The sequence below is a fragment of the Brevundimonas fontaquae genome (genome assembly GCF_017086445.1).
GTDB lineage: Bacteria > Pseudomonadota > Alphaproteobacteria > Caulobacterales > Caulobacteraceae > Brevundimonas > Brevundimonas fontaquae.
This window is the reverse complement of record NZ_CP070968.1, coordinates 1,324,105-1,343,464: the sequence shown is the minus strand read 5'-3', so window position 1 is coordinate 1,343,464 and position 19,360 is coordinate 1,324,105. Positions and strand designations below refer to the sequence as shown.

Sequence of the window (19,360 nt, the reverse complement as noted above, 5' to 3'; positions counted from 1 at the left end):
TCTAACCTTCCATTGCCAGACAATAGGTTAACGCCCGCCAACGCATGGGAGCGCCACCAGAACGCTGAAATGCGGGGATAATCCGAACTCGGATTCGGCGACGCGCTTAGGGAGGGCGCCAACGCCCAACCCCACGGGCCTCAAGTAGGCCAAAGGCCGATAGGCCCAAAGAAAAAGCCGGCCTCAAGTAGGCCAAAGGCCGATAGGCCCAAAGAAAAAGCCGGCCTCAAGCAGCGCGAAGCGCGGTAGGCCGAGAAAAATGCCAGACGGCCTGTAAGCCGGGTTTTGTTCCGATCCGAGGCCGAGGCCCGGATCGGCGACGATCATTCCTCTGGACCGACCATTGCTGATCGGTTCTCGCGACCTACCCGGACATCTGAGGCGGTGAGCCCCGCGAGCGAGCCCGCGCGATGTCCCTATTTGGTCTTGCTCCAGGCGGGGCTTGCCATGCCGTCCCTGTTGCCAGGTCCGCGGTGGGCTCTTACCCCACCCTTTCACCCTTACCGGCCTCGCAAGGCCGGAGGTTTGCTTTCTGTGGCGCTATCCCTCGGGTCACCCCGGGCGGAAGTTATCCGCCGCCTTTTCACCGTGGAGCCCGGACTTTCCTCGACGGACGCGAAGTCCGCCGCGACCGCCCAGCCGTCTGGCGCGCGCTAGATGCGCGTTAGCGGCGCCGAGGTCAACCAACGGATGCAGAGGCAGGGGAAATGGGATATGATCCACCCATGGCCGAACCCGCCTCCAACATTGCTGATCAAGAAAGCGTCGAGCAGCGTGAACGCCGCCTGACTTGGGAGCGTACACGCATCGCAGAAGCAGACGCTGACATTGCCGCCGGACGCGTCATTTTCGGCGATGAAGCTCTGGAATGGCTGGATCACTGGGCGGCGGGCGAAGATCTCGAAAACCCCACCCTCAGCTAAATGAGTGGGCCTTATCAGGTCGGCTTCACCGCTCGGGCGCGCGTCGATCTGCTGGCGGTGCGGCGCTGGCTATATCAGCCTGGGAGCGGCCTGAGGGCGCGCTTGCGATCCGCCCGCATCACGCGCGCAATTGTCGAACTGCAGTTCACACCGTTCAGATGGCCCGAGGGCGATGTCGCAGGCGTTCGAGAACGCCCCGTCGAGGGCCATCGCATCTTGTATCGGATCGACGACGGGAACCGCACCATTTCGATCATCCGCGTCTTCGGGCCCTTCCAAGACCGATCCGAACCCTAGTTGAGCACGCCCGTGACACTCTCGGCGCTGGCCAGTTGGAGCAGGCCGACCAGGCGGGCGCGGGTTTCGCCGTCGGCGACGCCGTCGACGTGGGCCGGGCGCCAATGACGCTGGAAGGCGCGAACGGCGGTTTCGACGGCGGCGTCGTAGTCGCCGCTGGCCTTCAGGCCGTAGCCCAGCCGATGCAGGCCGGCGCTGAGCACCATCGGGCCGATGCCCTGATCGCTTTTCTGCAGGAGGCCGCCCAAGGCCTGCACCCGTTCGGCCGCCGGTTCGAACCACAGGCCGTGCCCAGCCTCTGCCAGACGTTTCCAGGGGAAGAGTTCGCCCGGATCTTCCTTGCGATCCGGCGCCAGGTCGGAATGGGCGATGATGCGGTTGTCGGCGATGGTCCAGCGGCTGCGAATATCGGAGATCAGGGCGATGACGGCCGCAATCTGGGCTTCGGGGAAGGCGCGATAGCCGAACTCATGGCCAGGATTGACGATCTCGATGCCGATGGAGGCGGCGTTGCAGTCGTCCTCGCCCTGCCAGACGCCGCGACCGGCGTGCCAGGCGCGGCGCTCCTCGGGCACCAGCCGAAAGACGCGGCCGTCTTCCTCGACCAGATAGTGGGCCGAAACCTTGGCCTCGGGGTCGCGCAGGCGGGCCAGAGCGGCCTCGCCGGTCTGCATGCCGGTGTAGTGCAACACCAGCATGTCCGGCGGCGCACGGCGCGCGTCGAAGTTGGGCGAAGGCGCGTCGATGTAGGACGTCATGGGCGGCGTCGGCTCAGCGGCCGTTGCGCTCCCAGCCATAGGCGACCCAGGCGCCGTCCACCTTGTGGGCCTCGATCAGGTCGGGATCGTTGTTGCGACGACGCGGCGCGATATTGCGGCGGGTGCGCATGACCAGGCCGACCAGAAAGACCAGAACGCCGGCGAACAGGGCGATCACCGCCACGGCCGCAGCGGTGAAGACGGCGAGGACGGCGCCGACCGCCATGGCGCAGACGGCGGCGATCATGCCGGCGACCCACATGACGGACGCCACCAGGCCGTTGGGACGGCGGCGGGCGGCATGGCCGATGGCGGCGAGACGTTCAGACTGGAACATGGATCATCCTTTCAGGCGATCCGCGGAACGCCTGATACGCAATGTCGGTCCATCGGGGCCTGCGGTCAATGGACCGCGACGCACGGTCGCGTGCGCCGCGCCCCGTCAAAAGATCGGCTGATCGGCCAGAACCACCGCGCCCTGGCTGCGCATGCGGTCGCCGTCGATCCGGCGCATCACGGCCTGGGCCTGGGGATCGGCCATGACGCCGCCCAGCATGACCAGGGCCTTGGCGGCCTCGGTCTGGACGCCGAACATTTCCGACAGGGCCTCGAACGGCGACTGCTGCTTGGGGAAATGCTTGAAGCGGACGGGCTCGTTGTCGGGGATCTTGGCCAGTTGGCGGGCCTTGTTCACCGCCTCGGTCACTCCGCCCAGCTGGTCGACGAGGCCCAACGGCAGGGCCTGGGCGCCGGTCCAGACGCGCCCCTTGGCGATTTCGCGCACCCGGTCCGGCGACAGTTTGCGGCCCGTCGCCACACGGGTGATGAAGTCGTCGTAGATCCGGTCCATCGAACCGGCAAAGGCCGCGCGCTGCTGGGGCGTGAACGCCTGCGTCGGCGAGAAGGCGTCGGCGTATTCCCCGCCCACCGTCAGCTCACGCATGTCGACGCCGAACCGGCCCAGCGCATCGGCCAGCACGAACTTGCCGCCGAACACGCCGATCGAGCCGGTCAGGGTCGTCGGCTGGGCCACGATCCAGTCGGCCTCGGAACTGATCCAGTAACCGCCCGAGGCCGCATAGGCGCCCATGGACACCACCACCGGCTTGCCCGCCGCCCGCGCCGCGCGCACGGCGGCCAGGATCTGCTCGGACGCTTCAGGCGAACCGCCCGGCGATGAGACGCGGAAGACGATCGCCTTGACGCTCTTGTCCTCGATCGCGTCATAGATAGCCTCGGCCGTGTCGTCGGAATGGATGGACGAGCCGCCGCCGAAGCTGGCGCCGCCGCCGCGCCCGGTGACGATGGCCCCCTCCCCGCCGACGATGGCGATGGCGTTCTTGCCCGAACCCGTGCGTTCGCCCTTCTGGCTGGCGTATTTGCCGAACTCGACGATCTTGGCGCCTTTGCCGGCGCGGGTCTTGATGGCGATCTCGGCCTCTTCGACCTGGCCCACCTTGTCGATCAGCCGGTTGCTGAGCGCCTGCTCGGCCGAATAGGGGCCGGCCTCGATCACCGTCTTCAGCGCCGGGGCCGTCGTCTTGCGGTCCTTGGCCGCGTTGGCCAGGGCGGTGTCGTAGATCGACGTCATCCAGGCCGTCATCGCCTCGCGGTGTGGGCCGGTGTAATCGCTCTGGGTGTATTCGTTGACGGCGTTCTTGTACTCGTAGCGCTGTTCGAACTCGGGCTTGACGCCGTATTTCTGGAAGGCGCGGCCCAGGAACAGGCTGTCGGCCGAGAAGCCCGTGGCCTGGAAGCCGGCGGTGTTCTGCATCCACAGCTCCGACGCCGAGGCCCCGACCATATAGGTGGACATCACCGCGCCCGACGGGGCGAAGCCCTGGCTGTGGGCGATGACCGGCTTGCCTGCGTTGCGGAAGCGATGAATCGCCTGGCGCAGTTCGTCGGCGGTGGCGGGCGTCATGCCGCTTTCCGGCAGGCGGATCAGCAGAGCCTTGACGCTGCTGTCGCCCTGGGCCTGATGCAGGCCATCGACCACGTCCGTCAGGGCCAGGCCCGAACTGCCGAAGGCCGCGAACGGATTGGACGACGGCTGGTCGCTGACGCCGCCGCGCAAGTCCAGCTCCAGCACGGTGGTCGCCGGCGTCGTCGGCTTGGACGACGAGGCGACGGCGACCGTCAACAGCACCACGGGAATGACGACCACGAACAGGATCAGCCCGGTGAAGACACCAAGGACCGTCAGGAAGAATTGCTTCATCGGAGGGAAAACGCGCGCTCGCAGGCCGGAAATGGCGTCGCCAGCATAGGGGGACGCGGGCCGTCGTCAAATGACGCGCGTGCAATCCGTCTGCTGACATGACGTTCGCAGCCGCACCCGATTGCTGCGGCGCAGCGTGCGGATTGATGCGGGGGCTGGAAATCCCTATATGAGCCGCCTGTGAGCGAGGGCCTGCGCCCCGCGTTTTTCTTGCTGGAGACCGCACGATGCTGGTCACCCTGATGAAGTCCAAGCTGCACCGCGCCACGGTGACCCAGGCCGATCTCGATTACGAGGGATCGATCGCCATCGACATGGACCTGCTGGACGCCGCCGGCATCTATCCGCACGAGCAGGTCGATGTGCTGAACATCACCAATGGCGCGCGCTTCACCACCTATGCGATTGAGGCGCCGCGCGGCTCCAAGGTCATCGGCGTCAACGGCGCCGCCGCCCGTCTGGTGCAGAAGAACGACAAGGTGATCGTTGTCACCTATGGGCAACTGCCCCAGGAAGAAGCCCGCCAGTGGAACCCGAACGTGGTCCTGCTGGACGACGCCAACGCGATCAAGAACGCCGGCTGAGGCGTCTCTCGGCTCTAGAAATGCAAAAAGGCCCGCCGGCGACGGCGGGCCTTTTCTTCATCCGGTCGATGCGATCAGCGGGCGATGTCGTAGACGCCCGTGATGTCGATCCGCACCGTCAGTTCGCCGGCGGAAACCGGGGTGCTCTCGGCCCGATCCATCGACACAGCGCGGGCGGCGAACATCGGCATCGGCGGCTGGGGCGTATAGCCGCCACCCTCGGTCAGGTTGCGGATGCCCGACAGTTGGACGTTCAGCGACTGGGCGTACAGCTGGGCCTTGGCCTGCAGGTTGCGCACGGCCAGCTGGCGCGCCTGATTTTCGGCGGCGGTCGGATCCTTCAGGCCGAAGCTGATGCCGTCGATCTGGTTGACGCCGGCGGCGACCACGGCGTCGGCCGTCGTGCCGACTTTGCTCAGGTCATTGATGACCACCGTCACGCGGTTGACCGCCTGATAGCCGCGCAGCTTGGGCGGCTCGTTCTGGACGTAGTCGTATTGCGCCGACAGGTTCAAACCCGAGGTCTGGATGTCGCGTTCGGCGATGCCAGCGCGGCGCAGAGCGGCGACGACGCGCGTCATTTGCGCAGCGTTGTCGCGCATGGCTTGCTGAGCCGTGACGGCCTCGGTCTGGACGCCGAAGGTGATGGTGGCCATGTCCGGCGCGGCCTTGACCTCGCCATAGGCCGACAGATTCAGCGACGGCGCGGGCTGCATCATGTGCATGGCTCCCATCGAGGGTTCGGCGGTTTGGGCCATGGCGCGCGGCGTGGCGGCGGCCAGGAAGGCGGCGGCGACGACGGCGCCGCCGAAAGCGACGGTCTTCAACGAAACGGTCTTCAGGGGGGCGGCGGCCAGGGTGCGGGTCATGCAGTCTTCTCCGTAAGCGATCCGGGACCGGCGCGTTCGCCGATCCGTTGCAACGACCTTGGCCGTTCTCGCCTGAACCAACGCCCGTGCGCCGTGGCAGTTTCCGTTCATCTTCGTGAAATCGCCGAAAGATGGCCTTCTTGCCCGCTCCCGCTTGGCAAGTCGCGCCCGCGCCTGCTAGGCGAAACCCCTACCGCCGAGGCGCGTCTTGGGGGCCTGTAGCTCAATGGTTAGAGCCGACCGCTCATAACGGTCTGGTTGGGGGTTCGAGTCCCTCCGGGCCTACCAAATCTTTGTCGTGCGCAACCTTGACAGATCGGTCGGTCGTGAACGTCATGGCCTATGGCGATCTTTCGACGGTCTGTGGCGCTTGTGACTCTGGTTGCGCTGGGTCAGGCGTCGGGCGCTCAGGCTCAGGCTCAGTCCGCGCGGGCCGATCGGCACAGCATCGATCAGGCCTATGCGATCGTGGATTTCCAGACGTCGCGCAGCGGTCGTGAAATCGCGCAAGCCCTGCAGCGTCATCTCGATCGCTTGCCGATGCAAGTGACCTATCGTCAGCTGAGCGTGGCCGATGCGCCGCGCTCGCCCGGCCGCTTCACCCTGGTCGATCCGACAGCGCAAAGCGCGTTTGGTCTGCAAGGGCCGGCGACCCGCGCGCCGGCCGGGTGGCTGAGCGCGCCCCGAACGGTGGTGTGCAAGGGCGCGAGTTGGCGCGCCGAGGCGGTTCAGCGTCTGCAGGCGCGGATCGAGCAGCACTACACCCTGTGCCTGTTTCCCTATCGCGACGGGCGACGTCGGGGGCATCAGTTGAACGTCTATGCCTCGACCCTGCTGGAGGGCGATCCGGCGATACCCGTTCGACGCTCCAATGAAGCGGAAAGCCCGGACGTCTTCATCCGCAGCGCGGTGGAGGCGGTCGAGCGGGTGACGGGTCGCAGCGGAGTCTGGATCGAAAACCGCACGTCCGAGCGAGATCGACCGTTCACCCAGGACAACGACGCCCTGTCCGCCCAGACGAACTAGACTCCAAAGCAACAACGGCCCCGATCGTCGATCGGGGCCGCCGCCGTCTTATCCTGCCGTCAGATCAGAACTTGACGCTGAACCGGCCATAGATGCGGTTGTCGCGATATTCGTCCTTGTAGAGCCCGGTATAGCCCAGCTCGATCGCGGTGCGTTCGGTCGCCTGGATGTTGAAGCCCAGTCCGCCCGAGATCACGTCGTCGCCAGGATTGGCTCCGTCGATCAGGAAGCGCGGACCATCGGCGAAGGCGGCGTCGAAGACCGGGCCGTCGCCATTCAGGTCGTGGGTGTAGGCCAGGTGGGTCACCGCCGACAGACGCGGACGCCCCTCGCCGCCCGCCAGCACGGTGCGGGTGCGGAAGCCGGCGGTCAGCAGATCGGCCTTTTGCTTCACATTGCCCGACAGAGCGGCGTCGCCGCCCGTCTCAACGACATCGGCGTCGTATTCGACGTGGCTGTAGGCGGCGTAGGGCTCGAACATCGTGCCGCCGACGGCGCGGCTCCACGCCACCTCGCCATAGGCCTGCCAGACGTCGCCGTCATAGTCGCCGACCAAGGCGTTGGTGAAGGCGTTCAGTTGGGCCGTACGATCCGTGCGGACATCGGCGCTGGCCCAGGATCCGCCGACGCGGATCTGGAAGTCGCCGACGCCGGCGCCGCCATAGACGCCGATCTGTTCACTGGTGACCCGGCCGGTCGAGCGCAGACGCGGCGAGCGCAGTTCCGAGCGGGTTTCGCCCAGCGCCACGCCGACATGGACGTCGTTCGCCAGCGCCTTTTCGGCCCCGACCAGATAGCCGGAGGCTTCGTTGCGGAAGCCCGCGAGGCCGTCATGCGCCGAGCCCCGGCCGTTGCCGAAGACGCCGCTGCCCCAGACCGACACGCCGTTGCCGACGTAGGTGGCCGCGCCGCCCTGACTGCGTCCGCGCTCGGACATGGCGTCGCGGATGACGCGGGTGTCCGAAACGGCCAGGCCGCCCAAGATGGCGTGGACCTCGCCGGTCAGGCCGCTGAGCGCGCCCTGAACCGCCGGCACGCTGGCGTCCAGCAGGGCGTTTTCCAGCGACAGATCGCGGTTGGTCCCGGTCGCGGTGTTGTTGATCATGACGTCCAGCGCACTGCCGACCGACTGCTGATTGTCCGTCCGACCCAGCGAAGCCACGGTCACGTCGTTGCGCCGCACCGTCAGGACCACGCCGTTGGTCGAATAGGTCAGCACCGGGGCCAGGAAGGCCAGATCGCTCTGGGCGCCGCTGAACGTGCCCGTCACCGCGCCGGTCGAGTTGATGATGTTCATCTGCGTCCGCAGATTCCATTCACCGTTGTCGGCTTTCAGGATGACCTGGCCGCCGTCGATCTTGGTCGTGCCGCCCACGTTCAGGCGAGAATAGGCCGCGCCGTTTACGTTGGAGCGGATCCACAGGAAGGAGCCGGGCTTGAAGTTCAGATTGCCCGCGACCGTCAGGGTTCCGAACGGATTGACGCCGTCGCCGGGCGACACCACGCCGCCGCTTTCCGCCGTCAAGTTCGCCAGCGTGCCCGTGCCGCCGATCATGCCGACGCCGCCGACGGTGGCGCTGGAACGCAGCAGGCTGCCGTTGACGGTCAGCAGGCCGCCCTCGACCCGGGTCGGGCCGCTGTAGTCGTTGGCGCCCGTCAGGATCAGCTGACCGCCGCCCTTCTTGACCAGACCGCCGATGTCATTGCCGAAGTTGGCCTTGACCTCGGCCGAATAGCGGTCGCGCGCATCGCCGATGTTGTTACTCCAGATATCGACCGTGCCCACGGCGACGGTGACGTCGCGGGTGTCGCGCAGCGCCGTCGGTCCGCGCAGGGCCACGTCCATCTGCGGCGCGCCCCAGCCCGAGCGCAGATCGACGCCCGGCGTGTCCAGATCCTTGGAGCTGGACACCAGAATATCCGAGATCAGAGCCGTCGAATATTCGGGGAAGTTCTCCATCAGCAGGGCCGCGAAGCCCGAGATGTTCGGCGCCGCCATCGAGGTGCCGGTGTAGGCCGCATAACCCGCGCCGGTGTATTTTATGTACTGGTTCAGGACGCGTTGAAGCTCGTCGTTGGCATATTGCAGCACGGCGCTGGAGAAGGCCGGAGTCAGGATCGCCATGTTTCCGGTCGAAACCAGCAGCCCGGCCAGACGCGAGGTGAAGCCGTCCGGATCGCCAAGGCGCGCCCCCGAAACCAGGGTGATGGCCGCCGCTTGGCGCGCGACCTCACGACGCCACGCATCTTCGTTGTAGGTGGGGCCGCCAGTCTGACGGGCGTTCAGATAGGCGTTCAGAACGCCCAGGAACTGATTGACCGACGCCGTCTCCAGCGCCGAAACCGTAGTCGCCGAATATAGGCTGGCATAGTTGGCGCGCGGATAAAGCGCAAGGATGCCCGCCCGGTCCATCGTATAGGCAGGCACCGACGAGATCACCCTCGAGCCCGGTCCGGCGACGCACCAGGTCGCCGTCTGGCCGCAGAAGCTGGTCGAGGGATCGGCGGCGGTGAAGCTGGAATAGTTGGCGACCGACAGCCAGTTGGAGCGCAGGCGCGGGTCGTTCAGCGGCGCGGCCGCATCGATCCCGGCATGGACGCCATAGCCATTGCCGGCGGAGAAGACGACCAGGACGTCCTTGTCCAGCACCGGCTTGTAGAAGTCGCCGTAGTTGCGGTTGAACGACGCCAGCACGGTGGGCAGCGAGGCGTTGAATGGCAGACTGTTGCCGCTGCCCCAGCTGTTGTTGATGATGCGCACCTGGCCCGTATTGGCCAGGTCGACGATGTTCTGGTTCTGGGTGGCGACGATCTTGCCGTCGATGATCGCGTCCTTGTACCAAAGGAAGTCGCCAGCCGAGAAGTTGGCGGTGGCGGCGTAGAGCTTGGCGTTGAAGGCGTTGCCGAACATCGTCTGTCCCGCCACGCGGTCGCCGGCGATGGTGCCGGACACGTGGGTGCCGTGGCCTTCCCAACGGCGGCGCGGGTTGATCAGGCCGTCATTGCCGTAGCCGGCGACCGCCTCGGTGCGCAGGCCCGTCACCTTGCCGGCCGATCCGAACAGCGGGTGATCGACATAGACGCCGGCGTCATTGACCCCGACCGTCTGGCCGCGTCCGCTCAGCCCCATGGCGTAGGCGTGTTCCAGCCCCAGGAAGCCTTTGGAATAGTCGACGGCGAACTGGCTGTCCGCACGCCAGGAGGCGATGGCCGTTTGATAGTTCGTCGTGCGCGTTCCGTTGGCCATGTAGAAACCGCCGGTCGGCGCCGTGGGAGCCGGAGCGGTCTGCGCCACAGCCGTCGTGCCCACCATGATCGCGACGCCAGCCGCTGCGGCCAGAAGCCCGCCCTTGAAACTAAAACCCAAAACAAACCCCCTGCGGCCTGTGGCCGACAACTCGTCTTCTGCGCCCCCATGACGCAACTCAGACGTACAAATCGTAGGTGTTTTGCGTTGTCGTCAACCACATTTTAGCCTTGAGACGTTTCGTCCCAGTGGTTTTGTTTGGGATAGATCATGCGCTTGCGCTCAAGCTTTAGGCACGGATTGGATCCTGCCCGGCCCTATTGAACACGGTTATTCCACACAGATACGCGCGCGGTCGTTGATCCAGCAGCCGTCGCTGAGGCGCACGGTCCCTAAGCGATCGCCGGCCTTGTCGTCGTCGGGGTCGGCGTTCCAGGTGGCGTCGGCCGAGCCGTCGGCCATCAGGGCAACGACGGCGAAATGCGAGTTCTTGGGCTTGCCCTCGGACCACGCGTTCATCGTGTAGCCGCCGTCGCCGAACGGATAGACGAGGCAGGGCTCATCGAGCAGAACCTTGCCGTCGACCGAGAGATAGCAGGACTTGCGCGACGCCGCCGGCGTCGCGGGTTCTGACAACGAGGTAGCGGAGCTTGCGCCGGTCTTGGCCGGTTCCGGGGGCGGTGCTGTGGGCTCTGGCGCGGACGGCGCGGGGGTCTGAGTCGCGTCAGTTGGCCCAGGCGCGCCGGCGTCCTGACCGCAGGCGGCCGCGGCGGCCGACAGCATCAGGGCGGCCATCAGGCTGAGCGATCGTGAAGGGGTTGATGTCACGGGAGCCTCCGTCGTTGTCTCCCAGCGCCAACACGGGGGCGCATGGAAGCGTTCCCGGCCAGGCGGCGGCGATTGACGGCGCCCCTCCCCTTCGGCCGGCCGCTCGCCTATATCGCCAGCCTGTCCCGCTCCGGAGTTTTTCGATGGCCTATGTCGCCCGTAACGATCGTCCCGCCGACAAGGCGGCGCGCTATCTGGAGGTCGAGGCGGAGATCCTGGCCGTGCTGGATGGCGAGCCGAATGTGACGGCGCGAATGGCGACGGTGGCGTCGATGCTGGCGGATGCGTTCGAGCACTATTTCTGGACCGGCTTCTATGTCGTGGCGCCGGATAAGGCGGACGAACTGGTGGTCGGGCCCTATCAGGGAACGCTGGGGTGCCTGCGCATCGCGTTCGGGCGCGGGGTGTGCGGCGCGGCGGCGGCGACGGGCCAGACGCAGTTGGTCGAAGACGTGCACGCCTTCCCCGGCCACATCGCCTGCGACAGCCGTTCGGCCAGCGAGATTGTGGTGCCCGTGCGCGACGCATCCGGCACGCTGATCGCGGTGTTCGACGTGGATGCGACGACGCCGGCCGCCTTCGATACGGACGATAAAGAGGCGCTGGAACGGCTGATGGCGAAGGTGTTCGCCGACGCTTGATCGGGGCTGGTTGATCCGGCCGTGTCCGGCTCTATGGTCCCCGGCGACATGGAGGATCGGATGATGCAGCGGACAGTCGCAATCACGGGCGGACACGGCGTCCTGGGCCGGGCGGTGCTGGAGGCGGCGTTGAAGGCCGGTTGGCAGGTCGCGGTCATCGACCATGCCTCGGGCCATGCCGTGCCCGAGGGCGTGCTGGAGGTCGGCGGGGTCGATCTGACGGACGCCAGCCAGGCGCAGAAGGCCGTCGACGCCGTGATCGCGCGGTTCGGGCGGCTGGACGCCCTGCTGAACATCGCCGGCGGCTTCGTCTGGCAGACGACCGACGATGCGGAACCGGCGTGGGACCGGATGCATGCGCTGAACGTCGCGACCGCCGTAAACGCCAGCCGCGCGGCGCTGGATGCCCTGAAGGCCTCGTCCGAGGGTCGGATCGTCAACGTTGGCTCGGCCGCCGCGTTGAAAGCCGCGGCCGGCATGGGGGCCTATGGGGCCGCCAAGGCCGGGGTCCACGCCCTGACCCAGGCGCTGGCCGAGGAGTTGAAGACGACAAAGGTGACGGTCAACGCCGTCCTGCCGTCGATCATCGACACGCCGACGAACCGCAATGACATGCCCGACGCCGACCCGGCGACCTGGGTCGCGCCGGCCGATCTGGCGGCGGTGATCCTGTTCCTGGCCTCGCCCGAGAGCCGAGCCATGACCGGCGCCCTGGTGCCCGTCACGGGCCGCGTCTGATGCGCAGCGACCGGGTCCGCAGCGTCCTTTATCTGCCCGCCTCCAATGCACGGGCGATCGAGAAGGCGCGGACGCTGGACTGCGATGTCGCCGTGCTGGACCTGGAAGACGCCGTGGCGCCCGAGGCCAAGGCTGACGCCCGCGACGCCGCCGTCGCGGCGGTTCGGGACGGCGGCTTCGGGCCGCGCCTGGGCGTGCGGATCAATGGGCTGGACACCGACTGGGGGCTGGACGATCTGGCGGCGATGAAGGCGGCGGGGGCCACGCTGGTCGTCGCGCCCAAGGTGGAGACGCCCGAGGCCGTGCACGCCCTGTCCGCCGGTCTGGCCAAGGGCTGCGCCCTGTGGGCGATGATCGAGACGCCGCGCGCGCTGATGGCCCTGGCCGACATCGCCACGTCGGATGGGGCGCTGGACGGGCTGATGCTGGGGGTCAACGACCTCGCCAAGGCGTTGGGGACGGGGGCGTCGCCGGATCGCGAGCCCTTCAAGCCGTGGCTGGCCATGCTGGTCGCCGCCGCGCGGGCCAATGGCTTGCTGGCCATCGACGGGGTGTTCAACCGGATCGACGATGCCGAAGGCCTGGCGGCCGAGGCACTGCAGGGACGACTGTACGGGTTCGACGGAAAGAGCCTGATCCACCCGTCGCAGATCGCGGCCGCCAACGCCGCCTTCTCGCCGTCCGAAGCCGAGATCGCCGATGCACGGGCGATCGTCGCCGCTTTCGACGCGCCGGACGCCGAGGGCCGAGGCGCGATCCGCGTGAACGGGGCGATGGTCGAACGGCTGCATCTGGAGCAGGCGAAGGCCTTGCTGGCGCGGGCGGACTAGCCTGTATCCTCCCCACTTGTGGGGAGGGGGACCGCGAAGCGGTGGAGGGGCTCTGGAAGTCCTACAGACGCCTGTGATGATTTGAAGAGCCCCTCCGTCTCTCGCTGCGCTTCGAGCCACCTCCCCATGAAATGGTGAGGAGACTGGCGGGTGTGACGCAACCGCCGTAAAGCTCGCGTCGAACTTCAGCGGACCCGACTTGCCCCTACCCTTCGACACGCCTTTGAAAATCCCGGCCTGGGTTTGCGCGCCCGGCGTGCTGAAGGTCCCGTTCCTCGACGTGTTTCTGGCCGACTACGACCTGCGTCGCTTGCCAGGCGACGATGTGCAGGCGGTGCTGGGCTGGGGGATGAAGCCGACGGCGGCGGCGGGGCGAAGGTGGGCGCAAAAGAACGGGCGGCCCTATGTGGCGTTGGAGGACGGGTTCCTGCGCTCGGTCGGGATCGGCGAGGCGGGAGCGACCAGCCTCAGCCTGATCGTCGACGATCTGGGCGTCTATTACGATGCGACCCGGCCCAGTCGGCTGGAGCATCTGATCGCCAGCGCCGACGACTGGTGCGACGCGGCCATGATCGGGCGGGCGCGCGGGCTGATTGACCGGATCGTGGCTTCGGGCGTGTCCAAGACCAATATGGGCGGGCCGCTGGATCCGGGCCTGCTGAAACCCGGTCGGCGTGTGCTGATCGTGGACCAGACGTTTGGAGACGCCTCCATCGCCTGTGGCCTCGCGACGGCCCAGAGCTTTGACGAGATGATCGCCGCCGCCCGGCGCGACGAGCCGGACGCCCAGTTGATCGTCAAACGCCACCCGGCGGTAGCGGCGGGCAAGAAGCGCGGCTGCGTGACGGACCTGGCCGGCGTCACCCTGGTCGATACGGATGTACGGCCCGCCGACCTGCTGGCGGCGGTGGATGCGGTCTATTGTGTCACCTCGGCCCTGGGCTTCGAGGCCCTGTTGCGCGGCCTGCCGGTGCGGTGTTTCGGGGCGCCCTTCTATTCCGGCTGGGGTCTGACGACCGATGCGGTCCAGACGGGGCGGCGCGGCGTCATGCGGTCGATCGAACAGGTCGCCGCCGCCGCTCTGATCGCCTACAGCCGCTATGTCGATCCCGTCACCGGCGAACGGTGCGAGGCCGAACAGGCGCTGGAGCGATTGATCGCGTTGCGCGACCGGGCCGACCGGCTGGCGGGCTCGTGGTCAGCGGTGGGGTTCGCGCCGGCAAAGCGTCCGCCGGTGCGCCGCCTGCTGAACTCGCCCAAGGCGTCGATGCGCTATTTCATGTCGCCCTCGCGCGCCGCCGCCCATGCCAAGGCGAGCGACGGCCGGCTGATCTGGTGGGCGGGCAAGGAGAGCGAGGCGACGCGTCAGGCGGCGGCCGATTTCGACGGCCCGACGGTGCGGATGGAGGACGGCTTTATCCGTTCGCGGGGCCTGGGGTCCGACTTCGTCGGCGCCCTGTCGGTCGCCCTGGACGATCAGGGCGTCTATTACGATCCGTCGCGGCCCTCGCGGCTGGAGACCCTCATCGAGACCTCGGACCTGTCGCCGGTGCAGTTGGCGCGGGCCGCCGCCTTGCGGACGCGCGTGGTCGATGCCGGCCTGTCGAAATACAATCTGAGGGGTCAGGCGCCGACGGACTGGCCCGTTGATCGCGACATCCTGCTGGTGGTCGGCCAAGTCGAGAACGACAAGTCGATCCTGCTGGGCTGTGCGCCGGATCTGAACACCAACTCGGCCCTGGTGGAGGCGGCGCGGCGCGATCATCCGGACGCCTTTCTGGTCTATCGCAATCACCCCGACGTGCTGGCGGGCAACCGGCCCGGGCGACTGGACGCCGGGGCCATGGCCTCGGTCGATGCTGTGGGCGACGGGCTGGATATCATCGACTGTCTGAGCGCCTGTCGCCAAGTGGCGACCCTGACCTCCCTGACCGGGTTCGAGGCCCTGATGCGGGGCAAGGCGGTGTCGGTCTATGGCCGGCCCTTCTATGCCGGATGGGGGCTGACCGACGATCGGCTGACCTTCGAGCGCCGCAGCCGCCGCGCCGGCGTCGATCACCTGGTCCACGCCGCCCTGATCGCCTATCCCCTCTATGTCACGCCCGAGGGCTGGCCCTGCGAGGCCGAGGATCTTGTGGACCGGCTGATCGCCGCGCGCGACCAGCCGACGCCCAAGGCGCCGCGCGGCCAGGTGCAGCGCTGGGCCGCCGGGATCATCGCCAGTCTCGACCGCAAGCCGCCGCCGTCCTATTGACGCGTTCTGATAGGAAACGGACTGTCCTCAAGCAGCAAGGTCCCGCGGGCCGAGCGATAGGAACACACTCCTCAAGCAGCGAGACGCCGCGCGTCGAGCGATAGGAACCACAAAGTGTCGAATGCAGTGATCGCCGCCACCGGCCTCTTCACCCCCGAACAGTCGGTCTCAAACGCCGAACTGGTCGACAGCTACAACGCCTGGGCTGACGGCTGGAACGCCCGCCACGCCGCCCAGATCGAGGCCGGCGAGCTGGAGGCGAAATCGCATTCCTCGCCCGAGTTCATCGAAAAGGCCTCGGGCATCAAGAGCCGGTTCGTGCTGGACAAGGCCGGGATCATCGATCCCGAGCGGATGGCCCCGAACCTGGCGGAACGCTCCAATGACGAGATTTCGATCCTGGCCGAGATGGCGGTCAAGGCTGCGCGTCAGGCGATCGAGGCTTGGGGCAAGCCTGTTTCGGAAATCGGCGCCGTCCTGTGCGCCGCGTCGAACATGCAGCGCGCCTATCCGGCCATGGCGATCGAGGTTCAGCAGGCCCTGGGCATCGAGGGGTTCGCCTTCGACATGAATGTGGCGTGCAGCTCGGCGACCTTCGGCATCAAGACGGCGGCGGACTTCATCGCCGGCGGCTCGGTTAAGGCGGTGCTGATGGTCAATCCTGAGGTCTGTTCGGCCCACCTGAACTTCACCGACCGCGACAGCCATTTCATCTTCGGCGACGTGGCGACGGCGGTGATCGTGGAGTCGTCGGATACGGCGGGGCCGGGCGGCTGGGACGTGCTGGGCACGCGGCTGAAGACGACCTTCTCCAACAATATCCGCAACAACTTCGGCTTCCTGAATCGCAACGCGCGTGACACCGCGCATCTGGACAGCCCCGAGGCCGACGACAGCGTCCAGAACGACAAGCTGTTCATCCAGCAGGGCCGCAAGGTCTTCCGCGACGTGGTGCCGATGGTGTCGGATATGATCGTGGATCACGCCGGCGAACTGGGCCTGGATCCGCACGAGCTAAAGCGCCTATGGCTGCACCAGGCCAACATCAACATGAATACCATGATCGGCAAGAAGGTGCTGGGTCGCGAGCCCTCGGCCGATGAGAACGTCATCATCCTGGACGAATACGCCAACACCTCCTCGGCCGGGTCGATCATCGCCTTCCACCTGCACAACGACGGGTTCGAGGCGGGCGATACGGGACTGATCTGCAGCTTCGGCGCCGGCTATTCGGCCGGGACGATCTTCGTCAGGAAGCGTGCCGCCTGACGCGTTAAAGCCGGGGCAGGAACAGGACGAAGTCCAGGCTCCAGAGCCCCGGTCCATTGGCGATCAGCCAGACCAGGATGACCATCAGCAGGGTCTCGGGCAGGTCGAAATAGCTGGAGAGGCGATAGCCGAGGCTGGTCCCCTCCACCGACTTTGACGCCACGGTCACCAGGGCGACCAGACTGATGATCAGCAGCACCAAGGCCGCCAGGCTGGTGAACAGGCCCATGATCAGCAGGACGCCGAAGGCGAACTCGCACACCGAGACGAACTTGGCGGTCTGGCGGGGCGCGGCGATCCCGACCTCGACCATCGTCTTCTGCATCTTCTCGGCCTGGGCCGGGGTGAACAGCTTGTAGAAGCCGGACAGGAAGAACATGCCCCCGACCACGACCCGCGCGATCAAAGGCGCGATGTCCATCAGCGCCGGAACGCCCAGGCCGAGGCCGCGATAGAGGTCGATCATGAGGGGGAAGGCTCCGCTTGGAAAGGCGAAGCCTTCAATGCCCTACGGGCGGGTCGGTTGCCCTGCCGAGGCTTTGGCTGGATGCGTCGCCTTCCATTCCATGGCGCGGCGGATGCGGTTCTCGACGCTGGGGTGATCGTAGAACAGGAACTCCTCGATCGCCGACGGCGACGGGGCGCGGTATTCGGCGGTCTTGATCAGGGCCTTGGACAGACCGTCCGGTTCGTTGGCGTGAACCAGCGAGAAGTGGTCGGCGTCCTCCTCCATCGTGCGAGTCATGGTGGCGAAGACCGGGGTTCCCAGCACGCCCAGGAAGGCCAGCACCAGGGCCAGGACCGGCAGGCCCGCAGGGTCGGAGATGTCGCCCACGCGATCCGCCCTCAGCAGACGATGCGCCACTGGATAGAGCCGGTCGGTCAGCCAGAAGGCCAGCACCGACAGGAGGACCAGAATGCCGACGGTCCAGAGAATGTGCGCCCGGACATAGTGGCCCATCTCGTGGCCGACCACGCCGCGCACCTCGGCCAGATCCGCGCCCTGTTTAAACATGGTGTCGCTCATCGCCACCCGCGCCGTGCCGAACAGGCCCGAGACATTGGCGGTGTAGCGGTCGGACTGTTTGGAGCCGTTGTAGATGAAAATCTTGTCCGACGGCGTGCCCGTCTGTTTGGCCAGGGTCACGACGGCGTCGCGCACCGGCCCGTTCGGAGCGGGCGTATAGGTGTTGAAGATCGGTTCGATCACCAGGGGCGCAAGCACCAGGCCGATGACGATGAAGGCCGCCGTCACTCCGGCCGCCCAGGCCCACCAGAACCGGCGCGCACGCCGGATCAGCGCATAGATCGCCACGAGCAGCAGCGAGGTCGCCACGACCGAGATGGCCGCGCCGATCACGGCCTCGCCCAGCCAGCCGCCCAAGGCCTGGCTGGTCAGTCCATACTGTTTCTCTCGCCACCAGCCCTGATAGATCGCCCACGGCAGGGTCAGCGCCCAGCTCATGCCCGAATAGACCAGGGCGACGGCGAAACTGGCCAGGATCGGCCGACGACGGCGACGTTCGATCCGGCTGCGGATCGCGACCAGCAGGCCGGTACGCACGATGATCCAGGCGACCAAGGCCGAAACCAGGAAGCTCCACAGGATCAGCCAGTGCGAACCGTGGGTATAGGCGATGGCGCGTGCCGTTTCCTGGGGCGACAAAGTCGCCAGCCATTGGGCCGTCGCGGCCGCCGGATCGAAATTCGTCATGGTTTTCTCCCTTGAGAGAACCAAACCGCGCGACCCGCGTTATGTCAGGTTAATTCGCATCCATGATGATTCTCGCCCGGCCACGCTTGAATCTTTCACGACTTTTTGTCACGCATTCTCCTGTCGAGAACAGGGGATGTCCCAGATGGCTCACAAGACGCCCAAGCAGGTCCTGGAAAGCTTGGCTCATGATATCGCCACCGTGTTGAAGAGCATGGGTGGCTCGGCGCACCAGAACATGGTGGTCGATTGCGTGGCGGCGATGAAGCGCCAGCGCGGCGAGGCGGTCAACCCGCCCGATCTTCGACAAAAGATCATCGAGACCTTTGAATACTATCGCGACTGGTTCGTTCGCCCGTTCGGCGAAGGCTCGCAGCGTTGGGCCCTGGCCGGCGACTTCGGCTGATTTGAATGTCCTGAACGAAAAAGGCGCGCTCCCTGCGGAGCGCGCCTTCGTCGTTAGGACTGATCGATCAGATCAGAAGCGACGGATGTAGCTGACCGAATAGGCGTCGGCTTCACCACCGTTGTCGCGGTAGTCGCGACGGGTCCAGTCGGCGCGCACGCCGTTGACGCCGTCCAGGTAGTAGTTGGCGCCGGCGCCGTAGTTCCAACTGTCGCCGCCCACGTCGGTGTTGGCGCCCGGGAACTTCTGCTTCAGCTCGGTGTGGCCGTAGCCGCCGCGTGCGAACAGTTCCAGCTTGTCAGAGACCGGCACCTTGCCGACCACGTAACCGGCGGCGTCCCACTCGTGCTTGATCTCGCCATCGACGCCCGCGACGGTGAAGTCGTCATGCTTCACGCCGACCGAGGCTTCAGTTTCCACAGCGATGTAACGGTTGAGGTTGACGCCAAGACGACCGGTGACAGCGCCCGTCGTTGCATTGTCGCCTTCAAGATGAGTGTAGCCCAGCGAGCCGTAACCACGCGGCTCAGGATTGGTTTGAGCAAAGGCCGGAGCGGCGATTGCGGAAACGGCGACAGCGGCGAGAAGAATGTTACGCATTGTTTCTTATTAACTCCTAGATGTGATGACCGAGCCGATCATCAGCCCCATCCAGCGAGTGCTTAAATAGGTCACGGCGTCATCTGTTCCAGAGGCGCGAAAACACGACGAATGCCTGTGGACTTCGGGACACATACAGCGTTCCATCAAGATCG

At 66.5% G+C, this 19,360-nt stretch carries 19 protein-coding genes, 1 tRNA gene and 1 other RNA gene; 11 read left to right on the top strand and 10 right to left on the bottom strand.

Annotation, left to right across the window (positions count from 1 at the left end):
• Window positions 1–258: 258 nt before the first annotated feature.
• Window positions 259–647: RNase P RNA component class A (gene rnpB, locus JX001_RS06520), an RNA gene on the bottom strand.
• 78 nt (window positions 648–725) lie between these two features.
• Here rnpB and JX001_RS06515 point away from each other — a divergent pair.
• Together JX001_RS06515 and JX001_RS16375 are read left to right on the top strand one after the other, a co-directional pair.
• The gene (locus tag JX001_RS06515; RefSeq protein ID WP_205682800.1) at window positions 726–923 is read left to right on the top strand and encodes a hypothetical protein; all 198 of its coding nucleotides are present in this window, start codon (window positions 726–728) and stop codon (window positions 921–923) included.
• Window positions 924–1,220 (top strand): type II toxin-antitoxin system RelE/ParE family toxin, encoded by a 297-nt coding sequence (locus JX001_RS16375; protein WP_205682799.1) that lies wholly within the window; start codon window positions 924–926, stop codon window positions 1,218–1,220.
• Here the strand turns inward: JX001_RS16375 and JX001_RS06505 are convergent.
• The 3 genes from JX001_RS06505 to sppA form a co-directional block, all read right to left on the bottom strand.
• Window positions 1,217–1,978, bottom strand: a complete 762-nt coding sequence (locus JX001_RS06505; RefSeq protein ID WP_205682798.1) for an N-acetylmuramoyl-L-alanine amidase — start codon at window positions 1,976–1,978, stop codon at window positions 1,217–1,219. The two genes, JX001_RS16375 and JX001_RS06505, sit on opposite strands and share 4 nt — an antisense overlap.
• 13 nt (window positions 1,979–1,991) lie before the next feature.
• A complete protein-coding gene (locus JX001_RS06500; RefSeq protein ID WP_205682797.1) occupies window positions 1,992–2,315 on the bottom strand; it encodes a hypothetical protein in 324 nt (107 codons plus the stop codon).
• A gap of 105 nt (window positions 2,316–2,420) precedes the next feature.
• Entirely contained in the window at window positions 2,421–4,199 is a 1,779-nt protein-coding gene (gene sppA / locus JX001_RS06495) for a signal peptide peptidase SppA (RefSeq protein WP_205682796.1), read from the bottom strand.
• A 227-nt stretch (window positions 4,200–4,426) separates the two neighbouring features.
• On the opposite strand from sppA, the gene panD reads away from it, so the two are divergent.
• Window positions 4,427–4,783 carry an aspartate 1-decarboxylase gene (gene panD, locus JX001_RS06490; protein WP_017504542.1) on the top strand — a complete coding sequence of 119 codons (357 nt, stop codon included), beginning with the start codon at window positions 4,427–4,429 and terminating at the stop codon, window positions 4,781–4,783.
• Window positions 4,784–4,857: 74 nt separating this feature from the next.
• On the opposite strand, the gene JX001_RS06485 is transcribed toward panD, so the two are convergent.
• The gene (locus JX001_RS06485) at window positions 4,858–5,652 is read right to left on the bottom strand and encodes an SIMPL domain-containing protein (protein WP_205682795.1); all 795 of its coding nucleotides are present in this window, start codon (window positions 5,650–5,652) and stop codon (window positions 4,858–4,860) included.
• A 212-nt stretch (window positions 5,653–5,864) separates the two neighbouring features.
• Between JX001_RS06485 and JX001_RS06480 the strand changes: the two genes are divergently transcribed.
• Window positions 5,865–5,940, top strand: a tRNA-Ile gene (locus tag JX001_RS06480).
• Window positions 5,941–6,015: 75 nt separating this feature from the next.
• Complete coding sequence (locus JX001_RS06475; RefSeq protein ID WP_205682794.1) at window positions 6,016–6,678, top strand: hypothetical protein; 663 nt, start codon at window positions 6,016–6,018, stop codon at window positions 6,676–6,678.
• 64 nt (window positions 6,679–6,742) lie between these two features.
• Here the strand turns inward: JX001_RS06475 and JX001_RS06470 are convergent, their stop codons facing one another.
• Together JX001_RS06470 and JX001_RS06465 are read right to left on the bottom strand one after the other, a co-directional pair.
• A complete protein-coding gene (locus tag JX001_RS06470) occupies window positions 6,743–10,045 on the bottom strand; it encodes a S8 family serine peptidase (RefSeq protein WP_205682793.1) in 3,303 nt (1,100 codons plus the stop codon).
• Between the two features lie 210 nt (window positions 10,046–10,255).
• Window positions 10,256–10,720, bottom strand: coding sequence for a hypothetical protein (locus JX001_RS06465; RefSeq protein WP_205682792.1), 465 nt, complete (start codon window positions 10,718–10,720; stop codon window positions 10,256–10,258).
• A 176-nt stretch (window positions 10,721–10,896) separates the two neighbouring features.
• On the opposite strand from JX001_RS06465, the gene JX001_RS06460 reads away from it, so the two are divergent.
• From JX001_RS06460 to JX001_RS06440, 5 genes are all read left to right on the top strand, one after another.
• Entirely contained in the window at window positions 10,897–11,394 is a 498-nt protein-coding gene (locus JX001_RS06460) for a GAF domain-containing protein (protein WP_205682791.1), read from the top strand.
• A 60-nt stretch (window positions 11,395–11,454) separates the two neighbouring features.
• Window positions 11,455–12,132: an SDR family NAD(P)-dependent oxidoreductase gene (locus JX001_RS06455; protein ID WP_205682790.1), complete on the top strand. Its 678-nt coding sequence runs from the start codon at window positions 11,455–11,457 to the stop codon at window positions 12,130–12,132.
• Window positions 12,132–12,962: an HpcH/HpaI aldolase/citrate lyase family protein gene (locus JX001_RS06450; RefSeq protein ID WP_205682789.1), complete on the top strand. Its 831-nt coding sequence runs from the start codon at window positions 12,132–12,134 to the stop codon at window positions 12,960–12,962. The genes JX001_RS06455 and JX001_RS06450 overlap by 1 nt, the downstream gene beginning before the upstream one ends.
• Before the next feature lie 199 nt (window positions 12,963–13,161).
• On the top strand, window positions 13,162–15,216 hold the full coding sequence (locus tag JX001_RS06445) for a capsule polysaccharide biogenesis protein (protein WP_241004790.1): 2,055 nt from the start codon (window positions 13,162–13,164) through the stop codon (window positions 15,214–15,216).
• Between the two features lie 114 nt (window positions 15,217–15,330).
• Complete coding sequence (locus tag JX001_RS06440; protein ID WP_205682788.1) at window positions 15,331–16,485, top strand: beta-ketoacyl-ACP synthase III; 1,155 nt, start codon at window positions 15,331–15,333, stop codon at window positions 16,483–16,485.
• Between the two features lie 4 nt (window positions 16,486–16,489).
• Here JX001_RS06440 and JX001_RS06435 read toward each other — a convergent pair whose 3' ends face one another.
• Entirely contained in the window at window positions 16,490–16,951 is a 462-nt protein-coding gene (locus tag JX001_RS06435) for a DoxX family protein (RefSeq protein WP_205682787.1), read from the bottom strand.
• A 42-nt stretch (window positions 16,952–16,993) separates the two neighbouring features.
• Window positions 16,994–18,199 carry a M48 family metallopeptidase gene (locus JX001_RS06430; RefSeq protein ID WP_205682786.1) on the bottom strand — a complete coding sequence of 402 codons (1,206 nt, stop codon included), beginning with the start codon at window positions 18,197–18,199 and terminating at the stop codon, window positions 16,994–16,996.
• A gap of 145 nt (window positions 18,200–18,344) precedes the next feature.
• Between JX001_RS06430 and JX001_RS06425 the strand changes: the two genes are divergently transcribed.
• Window positions 18,345–18,605 (top strand): hypothetical protein, encoded by a 261-nt coding sequence (locus JX001_RS06425; RefSeq protein ID WP_105625219.1) that lies wholly within the window; start codon window positions 18,345–18,347, stop codon window positions 18,603–18,605.
• A gap of 72 nt (window positions 18,606–18,677) precedes the next feature.
• Here the strand turns inward: JX001_RS06425 and JX001_RS06420 are convergent, their stop codons facing one another.
• Window positions 18,678–19,205, bottom strand: coding sequence for a porin family protein (locus tag JX001_RS06420; RefSeq protein ID WP_039244441.1), 528 nt, complete (start codon window positions 19,203–19,205; stop codon window positions 18,678–18,680).
• Between the last annotated feature and the right edge of the window lie 155 nt (window positions 19,206–19,360).

Bases quoted from the DNA above. Each gene is read 5' to 3' on its own strand.
- JX001_RS06515 (WP_205682800.1), top strand. From the start codon at position 726: ATGGCCGAACCCGCCTCCAACATTGCTGATCAAGAAAGCGTCGAGCAG.
- JX001_RS16375 (WP_205682799.1), top strand. From the start codon at position 924: ATGAGTGGGCCTTATCAGGTCGGCTTCACCGCTCGGGCGCGCGTCGAT.
- JX001_RS06505 (WP_205682798.1), bottom strand. From the start codon at position 1,978: ATGACGTCCTACATCGACGCGCCTTCGCCCAACTTCGACGCGCGCCGT.
- JX001_RS06500 (WP_205682797.1), bottom strand. From the start codon at position 2,315: ATGTTCCAGTCTGAACGTCTCGCCGCCATCGGCCATGCCGCCCGCCGC.
- sppA (WP_205682796.1), bottom strand. From the start codon at position 4,199: ATGAAGCAATTCTTCCTGACGGTCCTTGGTGTCTTCACCGGGCTGATC.
- panD (WP_017504542.1), top strand. From the start codon at position 4,427: ATGCTGGTCACCCTGATGAAGTCCAAGCTGCACCGCGCCACGGTGACC.
- JX001_RS06485 (WP_205682795.1), bottom strand. From the start codon at position 5,652: ATGACCCGCACCCTGGCCGCCGCCCCCCTGAAGACCGTTTCGTTGAAG.
- JX001_RS06465 (WP_205682792.1), bottom strand. From the start codon at position 10,720: ATGGCCGCCCTGATGCTGTCGGCCGCCGCGGCCGCCTGCGGTCAGGAC.
- JX001_RS06460 (WP_205682791.1), top strand. From the start codon at position 10,897: ATGGCCTATGTCGCCCGTAACGATCGTCCCGCCGACAAGGCGGCGCGC.
- JX001_RS06455 (WP_205682790.1), top strand. From the start codon at position 11,455: ATGATGCAGCGGACAGTCGCAATCACGGGCGGACACGGCGTCCTGGGC.
- JX001_RS06450 (WP_205682789.1), top strand. From the start codon at position 12,132: ATGCGCAGCGACCGGGTCCGCAGCGTCCTTTATCTGCCCGCCTCCAAT.
- JX001_RS06435 (WP_205682787.1), bottom strand. From the start codon at position 16,951: ATGATCGACCTCTATCGCGGCCTCGGCCTGGGCGTTCCGGCGCTGATG.
- JX001_RS06430 (WP_205682786.1), bottom strand. From the start codon at position 18,199: ATGACGAATTTCGATCCGGCGGCCGCGACGGCCCAATGGCTGGCGACT.
- JX001_RS06425 (WP_105625219.1), top strand. From the start codon at position 18,345: ATGGCTCACAAGACGCCCAAGCAGGTCCTGGAAAGCTTGGCTCATGAT.
- JX001_RS06420 (WP_039244441.1), bottom strand. From the start codon at position 19,205: ATGCGTAACATTCTTCTCGCCGCTGTCGCCGTTTCCGCAATCGCCGCT.